This is a genomic window from Maribellus mangrovi (assembly GCF_037646455.1).
GTDB classification, from domain to species: Bacteria; Bacteroidota; Bacteroidia; order Bacteroidales; family Prolixibacteraceae; genus Draconibacterium; species Draconibacterium mangrovi_A.
This window is the reverse complement of record NZ_JBBIXN010000001.1, coordinates 1-15,627: the sequence shown is the minus strand read 5'-3', so window position 1 is coordinate 15,627 and position 15,627 is coordinate 1. Positions and strand designations below refer to the sequence as shown.

The 15,627-nt window shown below is 43.3% G+C and carries 9 protein-coding genes; 6 read left to right on the top strand and 3 right to left on the bottom strand.

Features of this window, described 5'->3' with window-relative positions:
• Positions 1-246 precede the first annotated feature (246 nt).
• Positions 247-2,946, top strand: coding sequence for a glycoside hydrolase family 127 protein (locus WFY05_RS00045; RefSeq protein WP_340110644.1), 2,700 nt, complete (start codon positions 247-249; stop codon positions 2,944-2,946).
• A gap of 23 nt (positions 2,947-2,969) precedes the next feature.
• Positions 2,970-3,458: an ester cyclase gene (locus WFY05_RS00040; protein ID WP_340110643.1), complete on the top strand. Its 489-nt coding sequence runs from the start codon at positions 2,970-2,972 to the stop codon at positions 3,456-3,458.
• A gap of 204 nt (positions 3,459-3,662) precedes the next feature.
• On the opposite strand, the gene WFY05_RS00035 is transcribed toward WFY05_RS00040, so the two are convergent.
• Complete coding sequence (locus tag WFY05_RS00035) at positions 3,663-5,093, bottom strand: SDR family oxidoreductase (RefSeq protein ID WP_340110642.1); 1,431 nt, start codon at positions 5,091-5,093, stop codon at positions 3,663-3,665.
• Between the two features lie 812 nt (positions 5,094-5,905).
• Here WFY05_RS00035 and WFY05_RS00030 point away from each other — a divergent pair.
• Genes WFY05_RS00030 through WFY05_RS00015 form a run of 4 tightly spaced genes read left to right on the top strand, consistent with a single transcriptional unit; the run spans position 5,906 to position 11,922 of the window.
• Positions 5,906-7,354, top strand: coding sequence for a LysM peptidoglycan-binding domain-containing protein (locus WFY05_RS00030; protein WP_340110641.1), 1,449 nt, complete (start codon positions 5,906-5,908; stop codon positions 7,352-7,354).
• Positions 7,351-8,820: a GDSL-type esterase/lipase family protein gene (locus WFY05_RS00025; RefSeq protein ID WP_340110640.1), complete on the top strand. Its 1,470-nt coding sequence runs from the start codon at positions 7,351-7,353 to the stop codon at positions 8,818-8,820. The genes WFY05_RS00030 and WFY05_RS00025 overlap by 4 nt, the downstream gene beginning before the upstream one ends.
• Positions 8,817-10,211: a GDSL-type esterase/lipase family protein gene (locus WFY05_RS00020; RefSeq protein WP_340110639.1), complete on the top strand. Its 1,395-nt coding sequence runs from the start codon at positions 8,817-8,819 to the stop codon at positions 10,209-10,211. The genes WFY05_RS00025 and WFY05_RS00020 overlap by 4 nt, the downstream gene beginning before the upstream one ends.
• A gap of 22 nt (positions 10,212-10,233) precedes the next feature.
• Entirely contained in the window at positions 10,234-11,922 is a 1,689-nt protein-coding gene (locus WFY05_RS00015; protein ID WP_340110638.1) for an MBOAT family O-acyltransferase, read from the top strand.
• Positions 11,923-11,924: 2 nt separating this feature from the next.
• Here WFY05_RS00015 and WFY05_RS00010 read toward each other — a convergent pair whose 3' ends face one another.
• Together WFY05_RS00010 and WFY05_RS00005 are read right to left on the bottom strand one after the other, a co-directional pair.
• Positions 11,925-13,769, bottom strand: a complete 1,845-nt coding sequence (locus tag WFY05_RS00010) for a BamA/TamA family outer membrane protein (protein WP_340110637.1) — start codon at positions 13,767-13,769, stop codon at positions 11,925-11,927.
• A 170-nt stretch (positions 13,770-13,939) separates the two neighbouring features.
• On the bottom strand, positions 13,940-15,529 hold the full coding sequence (locus WFY05_RS00005) for a sulfatase family protein (protein WP_340110636.1): 1,590 nt from the start codon (positions 15,527-15,529) through the stop codon (positions 13,940-13,942).
• Between the last annotated feature and the right edge of the window lie 98 nt (positions 15,530-15,627).

Here is a 15,627-nt window from a genome sequence, read left to right as displayed (position 1 = left end):
AAAAAAATAAATTACTTCAAGCAATATCATCCACCAGTGTACAATTGGTGTATAAATCATCATCAAATACTAATTATAATATTTATCTTCATTGTTCAACTTACGAATGCCCAAAGTAATCGTAAGCTAACAACGGGTTTGTACTGAATGTACAAAGCTAACATTTTCATATCCGTGATACGATGAGTATACAGCTAAACCTTAGGGTTACACCTATATAAAGTATTAAACCTAATTCTTACCAATATGAAACCACGTAACAAACATTATTTAAAATTACTACCGGTATTATTGCTTATTCTGATTATTACAGTTTCCTGTTCGGAAAAACGTAATTCAGATGGTCCGAGGAACCTGGCAAATATTGCCACTGCCAATGGTTCCTTTCGGTATATGTCGCGCCTTGAAGGATTGAATGACGGCCTGACACCCACTGATTCAAGCAGGTGGAGACCCAGACAGGGAAGGAGAAGACGAATGCCGGCAACTCCCCAGTGGATTGAATACAACTGGGATCATACAATTAAGACATCTGCGGTGGATTTGTTCCTGTGGGATTACTATGAGGTTATTCCTTTGCCGGAGGCATACCGCATTACTTACTGGAATGGATCGGAGTTCGTTGAAGTACCTAATGTGCAGGGATTGGGCCTGGAGGCCGGGAATTACAACACAACTACTTTCGACGCCGTGGAGACTGACAAACTAAGGCTTGAGGTGGATTCTTCGATCTTTCTTCCGATGAATGTTATGGAATGGAAGGTGTATGCCAGCAGCGACGCACCTAACTATCCACCCGTTATCGACGCAGGTGGCGACCGGGATGTGATGATCGGCGGTAAGACCTGGCTGTCGGGCGATGTGAAGGTGGTTGATGCCCTGGATAAGTTGAAATGGAAAAAAGTCAGTGGTCCGGGAAAAGTAAGTTTTAGTGATCCGGATTCTGTCAGGGGTACGGCAAGCTTTTCAAAAACGGGTGAATATGTGCTTTCGTTAACAGCCAAAGACGGCAAATCAAGCAGCACATCGCAGCTTATTGTACGGGTGCATGAACTTCCTCCAAAGGACAGGCTGGATGTCGTGTATACAAAAAAATACAGTATCGATAATCCGATGTGGAATACCAGGACAAAATCTATTATCGTTAACTGGATCCCTCATTGCATCAGGATGATCGAAAGCACAGACCTTGAGCAGGGACAGGGTGGTCTGGATAATTTTATAGAGGCAGCAAAAGCACTTCGCGGCGAGCCTCACGGAAAACACCTTGGTTATGTATTCTCGAATGCATGGGTGCACCAGACAATCGAATCGATGTGTATTGCACTGATGGTTGATGCACGGGGTGACAAAGAGATCCTGGCAGCCCAGGAGTATATGAAAGGAACGCTTGAAAAGTGGATACCAGTTATACTTGCGGCACAGGAGCCGGACGGATACCTGCAAACAGCTTTTACATTACGTGATACTACCCGATGGAAGGAAAGATGGTCTCCCGCACAACGTGGAAACCATGAGGGTTACGTCGCAGGTTATTTTATCGAGTCTGCCATCAATCACTACACTCTCACTGAAGGAACCGATACACGACTTTATGATGCTGCAAAAAAACTGGCCGATTGCTGGGTAGATAATATCGGACCGGATAAAAAGCCGTGGTTCGATGGTCACCAGGAAATGGAACAGGCTTTGGTACGCTTCGGTCGTTTTGTGAACGATATGGAAGGTAATGGCCGTGGGGACGACTACATCAAACTTGCAAAATTTCTTCTTGACAGCCGCGAAGGCGGTAATGAATACGATCAGAGTCATCTTCCAGTAACACAACAGTATGAAGCAGTTGGTCATGCCGTTAGAGCCGTTTATAATTACTCGGGAATGGCTGATGTAGCAGCAGAGACCGGTGATATTGATTACCAGAGTGCCGTGATGTCGTTGTGGGATAATATGGTGAATAAAAAGTATTATGTAACCGGTGGTGTTGGAAGCGGAGAAACTTCGGAAGGATTTGGTCCTAATTATTCGCTTCGTAATAATGCCTATTGTGAGTCCTGTTCAAGTTGCGGACTTATCTTCTTCCAGTATAAAATGAACCTGGCATACCACGATGCGAAATATGCGGATCTTTACGAAGAAACCATGTACAATGCCTTATTAGGTTCGCTCGACGTGGAAGGTGAAAATTTCTACTATACAAATCCGCTGGTTTCGAATTATTCGCGGTATCTCTGGCATGTTTGTCCGTGCTGTGTTGGAAATATTCCAAGGACATTGTTGATGGTTCCTACCTGGACCTATGTAAAAAGTCCGGATGCTATTTACATGAACCTCTTTATTGGAAGTAAGATCAGGGTCGAAAACGTAGCAGGAATGGACGTGGAAATGATCCAGGAAACAGACTACCCATGGAATGGGGATGTGTCGGTAATAGTTAATCCTGCAGAGAAAAAGGAATTTGCGCTCTATATCCGGGTGCCGGACAGGCATACCAGTGTTCTGTATACATCTGAACCGGCCGTGCAAGGCCTTGAATCACTTACGCTGAATGGTGAGGAAATTACCCCGGAAATTAATAACGGTTATGCAGTGATCAGGAGGGAGTGGGAAAAAGGAGACAAAGTAAGTTTCACCCTTCCAATGGACGTTCAGCGAATAGTTGCGGATGAGAGAATTCTTGCCGATAGTGGCAGGGTTGCTTTAAGATATGGCCCACTGATCTACAACGTTGAAGAAGCTGACCAGGAGAATATAGATAGGAAGATAAGTGATGAAAGCCTGACCCCGGTATGGAGAGAAAACCTGCTGGGCGGAATAATGACCCTTGAAGGAACATGGGAAGATGGAACTCCTCTTGTCGCAATTCCATACTACGCGAGGAATAACAGGATCCCGGAAGGTGAACATCCCGAACATTCAAGGTCTATGGTCTGGATAAAAGCGGAATGATAAACAATTAAATAAAAACTCAAATGAAAAAATCTTTCTTCTCAATTTTGCTTCTTACAGCAAGTATACTTTTTTACAGTTGTTGTTCAAATACACAACAAACTAAGCTGGACGCAAATCGTGATGTTGTAAAAAAATATCATGAAGTTTGGAGTAACGGACAGGTGAATGAATTAGACAAAATATTAGCACCAGATTTTGTCTGCCACTTTATAGACGGAATTGAGTGGAAAGGAATTGAAGGAGCAAATAGTGCTATTACAAGTCATAGAAAATCCTTTCCCGACTGGAATGAAGAAATAGTTGATATGATAAGCGAAGGCGACAAGGTGGTAACAAGATTTAAATCTACAGGAACTCAACTGGGATCTTTTAATGGACTTGACCCAACTGGAAAGAAAGTTACCATTTATGAAACTGCTATTTACAGAATAGCAAACGGTAAAATAGCTGAGCAATGGGGTTTTCCTGATGCACTAAGTTTGAACAATCAACTTGAAGCGAAAAACTAAAATTGACAAGTAAAAAGCGGCAATCGGTGTGTCTCGTAGGGATGCCTTCGGCGCAATTCGGTAAAATTGAAATCAACAAACTGTCAGCCCTTGGCTGAGGTACGGATTACATCCCGTTAATTATCGTGCCGTACCAGCGGAGGGAGACGACGAAGGAGGCGAAGCAATCTCTTGCGCCCGCTCCTCACGCTGAAGCATAATAACTTACGCTTCCTGTGTCGCGATATTTTTTATCATGCCATCGAAAATAAAAAAATGGAAGGGGGAAGTGGCGATCCAGTACAAACGCCCCCAGATACCGCGTGGCCGGAAAGTAGCCGTTTGATGCAACACATTGTTTTCGTCGATCTTAAATTCGAGCCAGGCTTCGCCGGGAAGTTTCATCTCGGCAAAAAGCAACAGGCGTTTCTTTTCGCGGCTGGCATACAACACGCGCCAAAAGTCGAGCGCATCGCCGGTACTGATCTCCGAGGGTAGTTTTCGACCCCTGCGCAATCCAACTCCGCCAAAAAGCATGTCGAACCAGCCCCTGATCTTCCACAACCAGTTGGCATAATAGTACCCTTTTTCTCCGCCAATTGTCCAAATGTTTTTCAATACTTTGTCTTCATCGGCGATCTTCCTGGTTTTGGTGTTTTTGTAGCACCCAAAGTTAGGTACTTCAATAAAATCGGAAAGCGTTAATCCCAGACTGCTGCTGATCATCGAATCTTTCCAGCTGCTGAGCACCAGGTTTTGTTTGATCCGCAGGAACGCATATTTTAGCGCTGTTTTGTAGGTGATCGGCTGGATGTTGAGGATTTCCTGCAGTTCGTTGTCTTTGCAAATTACCTCACTTTTCATGCTATCGGCCAGACTGATCGCAAGTTTATACGAAACCGAAGTGATAAAGAATAACCAGTAGGAAGACACTTTTGGGGAAATCAATGAAGTAGTGTAGATCCGCCTTTTGAGTTTTCTCATTTCGGCATATTGCAGCATCATATCCTTATAGGTGAGAATTTCGGGTCCGCCAATATCAAAGGTACGGTTGTAACACTGTTCGTGTCCCAGAACTCTCGCTAAAAACTGGACCACATCGCGGATGGCAATGGGTTGAGTGGCGGTAAGTATCCATTTGGGCGTGACCATGATCGGAAGTTTCTCCACAATATCACGGATCATTTCAAACGATGCACTTCCCGAACCGACAATAATTCCGGCTCGTAATACGGTTAACTGATAGTGCTCGCTGCGCAAATAATCTTCCACTTTTCTGCGCGAACGCAAGTGTTTTGAAAGTTGTCCGTGATTGGAAATACCACTTAAATAAATGACCTGTTTAACCGACGTTGCTTCGAGATGTTTTCTGAAGTTTTGAGCGGTCAGGGTTTCCAGCGCATCAAATTTATCCTGCGAGGTCGACATTGAATGGATCAAATAGTAAGCGGCATCGATATCCTCGGGTATGATCCCCGGTTCCACATCATCTAAAAAATCGATCTCGATCACCTTTATCTTTTCGAGAAGTGGCCGGTGAAGCGTTAGTCTGCGTTTCTCCCGCACACAACAAATCACCTCGTGTCCTTTTTCAATCAGAACGGGCAGGAGTCTTTTTCCAACATATCCGGTAACACCGGTCAAAAGTATCTTCATTGTTGTGCTGTCTTGGTATTAAAACCTCAGAACGATTAAGAAAGTTTATGACGGTAATGTATAAAACATCCTTGATTATCGGAAATCACTACAGGAATGAAAGTTTTATCCTGAACATTTACTCTCCCTCATTTCCCTCTCAATGCCTAGCTACCCTTAATACACAAATATTTTACGCTCAATTTCTGAAAAGAAGGTTTCTATATGAGGCGCATGATAGGTTTCATTTTCAATTTGTTTTTGCATTTGCGCCTGTTCTAATGCTTATCATTAACCCCGGGCGACACTTTCCGCCTTACGGCGGTTCGTTTGCCCGGGGCTAAATTAGTATGGACTTTCAGCCCTATGACATATTTTCTGTTGGGTTATAGTATAAAAAGAGCGCTGAAAGTGCTTTTTATTATAGCCCAGGGCAAAGTAATTCAACGAATTACGTCGCCCTGGGTCAGGAAAATGTGATTTGAATCGTCCGGCGAAGAAAGTTACATTGTGATTATTCGTAGTCCCGGACGAAATAATAGTGTTCGGCAATTTTTAAAAAGATGTGTATAAAGGGTAGCTATTCCTAGAGAGGGACGATTGTGTCGAAGGCACAATCAGGGTGAGTCTCAATATTGGAACAATATTTTGATGTGAATTCTATACGACGATTTACAGGATTTATAGCTGAAATTAGTGATCAATGTTCAAAAATTACACTCGGCTGTCGGTATGTTTTACATATCATTTCCTATTTTTGCCGACTTGAGAACGTTAATTAGATCAACTTAAATAAAGGTTCTATCGGATTGAAAAGCTATTTAAAATATCTTTTGTTACTTCTGTTTTTGCCTGCAGTAAGCCGATCGCAACCTGATACGATTTCAGACTTTACGCTTCAAAACTTTACCCGTAACCTTTCAGAAAAGAACTTCTATTCTTCCGAAAGTGCTCAGGAGCTTGCTGTCGCTGATGTTGTTTTTGCTGATGAATTCAAAGCGCTTGATAAGACTTTGTTTATGCAGGAACTTCCTCTTACCCAAAAGTTCTATGGTTTTTTGATAAGCTTACCGGAATCAGAAAAAGAACTACTGGTAACGCGCTTTTTGAACGAAGCGAATTATTTCGAATCGGTATTGAAGAAGGCGAACCTTCCGATTGAGTTAAAATACCTGGCACCTGCACTGTCGGCCATGAATACAAAAGCAGTTGGCGCTGATAAAAGAGCCGGTATCTGGCAGTTGACACATTTACAGGGAATATTGAACGGGCTATTGGTGAATCGTCTGGTGGATGAACGTTTCGATCCGGTGAAGGCTACCCGGGCTTTTGCTGATCAAGTTCAAAAAAATAAGGGGTTGTTTGGCTCGGTTGAAAATGCCGTTCTGGCTTATTTGGCCGGAAATGTAACTTTCAGAAACGCGCAGGCGAGAGTGGGACAAAATGTTTCGACAAACGATTTGCTTGCTGTTTTGCCGGACCGGGTGAGCGAGAACCTGGCTGCTTACCAGGCAGTAATGGTTTTTCTGGATCATGTGAAAGTACCTAAAACAGCAACACCAAAAACAGACACGGTATTTGTTCGGCAAAAACTGCATTTTCAGCAGGTTTCACAAGTGCTGAATATTCCAATGAATACTTTGAAGGAACTAAATCCGCAGTACACTTACTTCATTGTTCCGGGAGATGAACGGCGGTCGGGATTGCTGCTGCCAGCCGGGAAAAAAGATGACTATGTAATTTGGGAGGATTCTGTTTTTAATGCTTTCGATTCCACTTTATTCGAAGTGGTGGCTCAACGGATTGAATACTCGCCGGCACCGAACCGTCAGTACCTTGGAGAAAAAGTAAAGGACCTGGAAATCGAGGGCAAAACAAAGATCAAATACACCATAAAAACCGGTGACGTACTCGGATTTATTGCCGAAGATTTTGATGTCAGGGTGGCCGATTTAAAGTATTGGAACAACATTTACAACGAACGAAAGATCAGGGCCGGAGCTAGGCTTGATATTTTTGTGGATGACGACAAGGTCGATTATTACCGAAACCTGTTTCCTGAGCCAACTGCGACGTCAACAAATGCTGCGGTGGCAAAGGTGTACGCTATCCCGGAATCAGCTAAAAAAATTGAGCATGTGGTAAAAAGTGGTGAATCGCCTTATGTTATCGCCAAAAAATACGAGGGGGTAACACCTGAAGCCATTTTGTACTGGAACGGGATCAGTGATGCGCGAAAAATTCAGATTGGTCAGAAACTAACGATATACGAAACACAATGAGGCCGATACAAACATTAGCATATGTAATGGGCGTATTTCTGCTGCTTTCGCTGGTGATGGTCATCACGCCGAAAGATGGTGTGACGGTCGGCGAGTTTACTTTCCATATGCCCACTTTCAAAGAAATGCTGGTGGATGATAAAGTGGAGTACGCTGATGTGTCAGAAATCATTGGGCAGCAGTTTGAAATTGATTCGCTGGTGGAGATCGAGGTGGATACTTTGATGGGCGACACCCTGGTTGAAGTGATCCATCGGGCCAATTATGATACACTGGTTCAGCGCATCCATAAATTGGAAATGAGTCGCCTGGGACGCGAGAACCTGGAAAAATTCTTTTATCACCTTCAACACGATTCAATGATCCGAATAATGCATTATGGCGACAGTCAGATCGAAGGCGACCGGATTACCGCTTTTGTACGTAACAAATTACAGGTTCGTTTTGGTGGAACGGGAGTGGGGCTGCGTCCTGCCCTTCAGCCTTACGATTATGTGTTTAGTGCCAATCAGTACAATACGGATAACTGGAAACGTTACCCGATTTATGGCGATGTGGATTCAACAATAACTCATGACCGATATGGTGTAATGGGAGCATTTTCAAGATATGCGCCGTTGGTTCCTGATTCAGTTCCGTTCAAAGATTCGATGCTGTATGAGGCTGAAATGACCGTGTCGAAATCGGATATCTCGTACCGGCGCACCCGGGAATATGATTACATGCGTTTGTTCTACGGAAACACAAGACGGCCTGTTCAAACTCTTGTTTTTGCACGCGGAGATACCATATTAAGCGATTCGCTTCAGGCGAATGTCGATTATGCTGTGCTGGAATGTGCGCTGCCCGATTCAACAGAAAGTGTTACCCTGAAATTTTCGGGCAACGATGGTCCTGATGTTTACGGTATTGAGCTGGCATCGCGCCGGGGAGTGATTGTGGATAACATTGCATTGCGTGGAAGTTCGGGTACCATATTTACAAAAGCCGATTACGTGCACAGTATGAAAATGTACAAGGACCTGAATCCCGAACTGTTTATACTTCAGTTTGGCGGAAACGTGGTTCCTTACATTCAAAACAACAAAGCCATAAAACGCTATGGCCGCTATTTCGGCAGCCAGATCAAAAGAATAAAAGCACTTTGTCCGGATGCTGCTATTATCGTGATCGGACCGAGCGATATGTCGACCAAAGAGAAAGACAATTATGTGACGTATAAACATCTTCCGGAGTTGGTGGCCACTCTGCGCGAGGTTTCGGTTTCTAGTGGCTGTGCCTATTGGGATATGTACACGGCAATGGGAGGTTACAACAGCATGCCTTCGTGGGTAAATGCCGAACCTTCACTGGCACGCCCCGATTATGTGCATTTTTCACCCAAAGGCGCCCGGCTAATCGCTAATATGTTCTACAATTCGCTGATGTTTGAATACAATGAATATTTAGAGGAGGCAAGAAGATGAAGGTAGTTCAGAGTTCAGAGTTCAGGGTTCAGAGTTCAGAGTTCAAAGTTCAGGGTTCAGGGTTCAGAGTTTGCAGTGGACTATATAAGACTTTTTCCCTGATAGCGGCATTTTTACTGTTGTTCAATATCGAGACTCAGGCGCAGGAAGAGGCTTATTTGTACCATCTGAATCCCTACAATTTTATCCGATACGATTTAAATCAAATGCATTATCCCGGTGGCCGTCAATACAGCGATCAATTTCAGGATAAGTTGCAAGACTTATTGACAAGAGGGGAAGGAAAGATAAACATTGTTCATATTGGTGGTTCGCACATTCAAGCCGGATCCTTTTCGGGAGAAATGCGCACCCGTTTTCAGCAATTAAATGGCGGAATGAATGCCGGGTGGGGATTTATGTTTCCCTATCGCATTTCGCGCACCAATTCGCCTTTTGGTTACTATATTCGATACAATGGTGCCTGGCGAAGTTTCAGGAATGTGGAACGTAAAAAGAGCGGAACACTTGGTGTAGGAGGGATCGCCGTTACAACGGCCTCGCCAAAGGCAGAACTGACCATTCTGCTGGAGGACGAAAATCAACTGGATTATAGTTTTAATCAACTCCGAATTTATTACAGCAATAAAGCCAACAATTACGAGGTGAGCGTAGATTCTACACTGGTAAAAAGCGTTAATAAAACAGATGATTACGTCGATTTTACTCTGAATGAATACGTGGACAGCCTCAACATAACGCTACTTAAACAACCTGAAAAGCCCGGCGAATTTACCTTGTTTGGGATGACCACCGAAAAAGCCCCGAACGGAATTTTGTACCATAGCATCGGGGTGAATGGTGCGCATGTACCTGCATTTTTGCGTTGCCAGCTTTTTCGCGAACAACTGGCCGAACTTCAACCTGATGTTGTGATTCTTGGTGTCGGAATTAATGATGCTTATGGACGACGCTTTTCTCAGGCCCGGTTCGAGGATAATTACGACCAGCTGATTACGAAAATCAAACGGGCTACCCCCGAAGCACTGATCATATTTACGACCAACAACGATAGCTACCTGTACCGAAGATATGTCAATAAGAACGGATTAAAAGTCCGCGAAAGCATGTATAAAATGGCCGAAAAATACAAGGCAGGTGTTTGGGACATGTTTGAAGTAATGGGAGGTTTGAATTCCATAGTATTGTGGCAGAAAAATAATTTGGCGCAAAGCGATAAAATACATTTTACACGTGAAGGTTACCTGCTGATAGCCGACTTGTTTTTTACGGCGTGGATGCAGGATTTTGAAGCACAGCTGCAGTTAAAAAATAAGATAGCCGAAACATCAGATACGGCAGAACCTGAGGATAATTTTTCAGCACCTTCGGCTGAGACTGATGAAGAATAAAAACAACTAGCGAGAACAAAACTTGGATCTACTTCAACAAATAGATATTGGGCAACTGGCCAAAAACATTTTTGTTTACGATAAAAGTGCGCCTTTAATTTTTACGCGCTTTTTTTTCTGGGCCTTTTTTGCCATTGTTTTATTGGGGTATTCGCTGGTTTACAAAAACAAGAACCGAAGTATCAGGGCCGGTTACCTTTTTATGGCAAGCCTGTTCTTTTATTACAAGTCGAGCGGCTTTTTCTTTTTTATTCTTCTGTTTAGCACCTTTACCGACTTCTTTATCGGGAAAGCAATTTACCGCTCGAAAAACGAAACGAAACGTAAATTCCTCATCGCGGCCAGCGTGATCGTTAACTTAGGTTTGCTAGCCTATTTTAAATACTCGTATTTTTTTGTTGATAGCATTAACCTGATGTTGGGCACCGATATTCACGTGATCAATCACCTGGCACTTTGGGCTAACGAAGCAACGGGAACGCATTTTAATGTGAACCAGATTTTACTGCCAGTCGGAATTTCGTTTTTTACGTTTCAAACCATAAGTTATTCGGTTGATGTTTATCGGGGAGAAACCAAGCCGGTAAATAATCTTATTGATTTTGGATTTTATGTGTCCTTTTTTCCGCAGTTGGTGGCCGGACCGATTGTTCGTGCTTCGGGCTTTGTAAAACAGATTTATGAAGATTACCACCTGACTCGGGCCGAGTTTGGCTGGGCGCTGTTCATTATACTGAAAGGACTGGTAAAAAAGATATTTATTGGCGATTACATTGCCGTTAATTTTGTCGATCGGGTGTTTTCCGATCCGATCCACTACTCGGGTTTCGAAAACCTGATGGCGCTGTTTGGTTATTCGCTGCAGGTTTATGTCGACTTTTCGGGCTACACCGACATTGCTATTGGCGTAGCCCTGTTAATGGGATACCGTTTGCCACAAAACTTTAATTCTCCGTATAAAGCCAAAAGTGTTGGCGAATTTTGGAAACGTTGGCACATGTCGCTTTCATCGTGGTTAAAAGATTACCTGTACATCCCGATTGGCGGAAACCGCGAAGGTTCGGTATTTAGCTACATCAGTTTGGGACTGATTCTTGCCATAATTGTGTTGCTGGCAGGTGAAATTCTTCTGGTCCCGATATTTGCCGGGGCAGTACTTTTGTTTGGCTTACTGGCGTATTTCTCGCCAAAGGTAAAGCGTAGCATCGATAACAACATCAACCTGATGCTGACCATGTTGCTGGGCGGATTATGGCACGGTGCTTCGTGGCAATTTATTATTTGGGGTGGTTTGAATGGCATAGGTTTGGTGGTGTATAAATTCTGGCGCAAGATTAGCCCATGGGAAAAGCGAAGTAATATATTGGTGAACGTTTGGAAGATTGCCATTACTTTCACTTTTATCACCTTTACCCGGGTGTTTTTCCGCTCAGAATCAATGGATGTCGTAAACGGGATGTTGCACCAGATCGGAACCGATCTCGAATTGTCGATTATTCCTCAGGTGTTGGTAGCTTACAAACTGGTATTCCTGGTGATGTTGTTTGGCTTTTTTATTCACTGGCTCAGCCAGAAGTGGAAGGACCGGATCATGAACTGGTTTATCGAATCACCCATTTGGCTGCAGGCCATTGTATCGGCTGTTATCGTAATTGTGGTTTACCAGTCGATCACTTCCGATATGCAACCTTTTATTTACTTTCAGTTTTAATATTATTCAAAGTTTTTGGGAACGGGTTGAACCGGGTCGAAAGACATAAATCTTCGTTTGGATTGTTCATCGAGAACAAAGCCGACAAAACTTACATCTTTGGGATGAAAAGGATAGAAAGCCAGCCTTAGCCGGAAAGTTTCGAATACCAGGTTTTCGTTGTGCAGCCGGATACCAACTCCCAGACCGGAGTAATAATCTTGCGTAAAAATAAGTTTATTGCTTTCACCAATAATTCCAAGATCGGCAAAACCGAATAAGGCCATATTGAATTTATAAAACTGGCGCGGAAGGAATACTACATGTTCAAATTTAGCCGAAAAGCGTTGCTGACCTACAGCTTCCCTGCTGCTGAATCCGCGAATATGATCGAAGCGACCAAGTGTAAGATATTCCAGTTCATAGCGTTCAATGCCAAGTGTATAACTTAAATTAATAAACGAACGAACCTGCTTTCTCCCGGCCGTGATCAATTTTGTTATAAATTCCATTTCCCCGTTTATTTGTCCCTGTTCAAAATTGCCTTTGTTGAAGTAGCCGCCAATATCTGCCGAAAGGAAGAGGTAACCTTTTCTGCTCAGTAAGAGGTTTCCGTTCGAAGTCCCAAATTGTAAATAATGGCGGTCGCCAAATTCGTTGGCATCGTAACCATAGAGCAATTCGTGTTTAAATCCTTCGGGAATGTCCTCGGTAATGCCGTAACTGTAGATCAACTGGTCCTGCACAAAACGGCGCTGAGTAAGGTTTATCCCCGCCATGTACATCGTCCGATTGGCAAACAGGTGCTCATTTCCCGGAGCCACATCCGGTTTTTCAAAAAAGGTAAGATTATGAAGAGAAGTGGTTAAGGTTAGCTGCGTTAAGTTTTCGCGGTTGGTGCTGAGGTTGAAACTGTATCCGGCCCAGAAATTATAATACGATTCGTTAATTGGCTCTTCAAATTTTATGGGATCGTCGTTGGTAATTCGCTCGGTTCGGAACAAACGACTGACATTCATTCCATATCCCCATTTTATTTCCTCCGTTATAAATGGTTTTTCAAGAGTATACACAAATCCTTCGTCACGGTATGTATTCAGATAAGCCAGTTCCATGTCCAGAAAACGACCGCTGATGTTGTTGATCTTATAATACGTTTCAATTCCCAGGTAGGGTTCTTTATTGAGATGTCCCACAAATTTCACCGAGAATTCGTGCCCAATACCAAAAATATTTTTGTTGTATAGCCTGATGTCGCCCGAGGTTGTTCCACTTACACCGCCGGAAGCACCAAACGAAAAACGGTCTTTGGTTAATACGGTAACATTAACAAATGCAGAATATACGCTGTCCTGCTCTACGATAAACTTTACATCTTTTAGGTAAGGCAGCTTCCTGATCAACCTCTCGTTCTCGTACATCAGTTCGGGATCGAGGATATCGCCAATACCAAAAAGCAATTGTTTTTTGATTGTTTTCAGGTTCGATTTGGTGTGTATTGTATTGGCGAAGCGTTCGGCCCAGTTACCGGCTTCTTTTTCGGTGTTGGTAAAAGAAGGCCCGAAAACTTCGAGCGCCTGAATATCCACTTTCGCAATGACCATTCCTTCATACTTGTTGAAATAATCGAGCGCCAGTGCTTTTTTATCGACGTAGGGACGAGGTGGAGAAACAAGAATGTCGTACAACCATCCGGTAAATTTATTTCGATTGGCTCGGTAGGCTAAACTGTCGTAAAATTCATCTTGTTTTTGCAGTGAAACAGTTGTTGTAGTATCGGGCTGAACAAGCTGAGCGCAGGTAATTGTCGGTCCGGTAACGGTTACAACAACAACCAGAATAATAAATATGTAAAAGCTTTTAATCATCCCAAACTTCTACCCGGAATTCTGTTTCTGTATTTTTAGTTTTCGTGGCCCATCGAAAATTAACCAATTTAACATGAATCGTATTCAAAAGCCGTTAAAATTCGTTAAAGATGTTGTGAAATAAAAAACCACTTGCTGAACGCAAATGGTTTTTCTGAAAATTTCAGTGCTTATTTTCTTTTGTTTCGGTGTTCAATAAAAGTGTTAAGAAACTCTTTATCCAGTTCATCGCTGTCGCCGTATTGTTTCCGAAGGTCGATGAGTTTTTGGTGTAATTCTTCCCTTACTTCCTTATAAGCCGGATCATCGTAAACGTTTTTCATTTCGTGCGGATCAGTTTCCAGGTCGTACAGTTCCCACTCATCAACATCGTAGTAAAAATGGATGAGTTTGTAGTGTTCGGTTGCTACCCCATGGTGGCGTTTAACCATATGCTCGGCCGGATATTCATAATAAGTGTAATACACGGCATCGCGCCATTCATCGGTTTTGCCGCTGACCAAATCGCGGAAAGAAACTCCCTGCATTTCTTCCGGGATTTCAATATTGGCATAATCGAGAAAGGTAGGTGCAAAATCGATGTTCTGAACCAGCTTGTCGATTTTAGTTCCGGCTTTAATTTCCTTGGGATAGCGAACGAGCAACGGAGTACGGAACGATTCTTCGTACATAAATCGTTTGTCGAACCAACCGTGTTCTCCGAGATAAAATCCCTGGTCGGAGGTATAAATAACAATCGTATTTTCGGCCAGCCCGGCTTCTTCCAGGTAATCCAGAACTTCGCCAACACCATCATCAACCGATTTTATGGTGCGCAAATAATCTTTTATGTATCGATTGAATTTCCATTTGGCCAGTTCTTCTCCTTTTAGCCTGGCGGCGCGAAAAGCATCGTTTTTGGGCGTGTACGCTGCCAGCCAGTCGGCCCGCTGCTTTTCATTAAAACGATTGAGCTGTCTGTCAAATCCGGTTGGATTTCCATCAGGATCTGTTAGCAGTTTAAAATCGTGCCCCCAGCGTGCATCTCTGGCTATTTCCATTTCCTGCGTTTTTGCCGCAGTACCCCGATTGCTGTAATCGTCGAAATAGTTTACCGGAGGCTCAAAGGTCATGTCATCATATAGCGTAAGGTATTCAGGTGCCGGTTTCCAGTTCCGGTGGGGTGCTTTTTGGTGGTAGAGCGCGCAAAAAGGCTTGTTCGGATCTCTTTTGTTTTTTAGCCAGTCTAACATTCGCTCAGTGACGATATCGGTACAGTACCCTTCAATCCGTTCCCATTTTCCGCTCCCGTTAAGCATAAACTCAGGATTGTAGTAGTTGCCCTGTCCGCGCAATACCATCGAGTAATCAAATCCCTGTGGAGCGCCATCGAGATGGATCTTTCCGATCATTGCAGTTTGATAGCCGTTGGCCTGCATCAATTTCGGAAAATTGTCCTGGTCCCAGTTAAAGGGTTGCAGGTTGTCGACTTTACCGTTGATGAAGCTGTGTTTACCGGTAAGCAAAACGGCACGGCTTGGTGCACAAATCGAATTGCTTACGCATGCCCGGTTAAAAATGGCACCTTCTTCCGCAATCCGGTCGATGTTGGGTGTTTTATTCAAACCATAACCATAAGCACTGATGGCCTGGTAGGCATGATCGTCGCTCATTATATAAAGAATGTTGGGACGTTCATCCCCATTGTTTGTTTTGCCGGTGCAACTGAATAAAAATGCAGCGAGCAATAGAAGGAGTAAGCAATTCTTGACTTTTTTCATGTTTTAGATTCATTTTAAGTTAACGTCAGTTCGACATAAGAAACACAATAATTTATTAGAAAAGAAACAAGGTTTTGTTTATATTTAAGTATCTCACA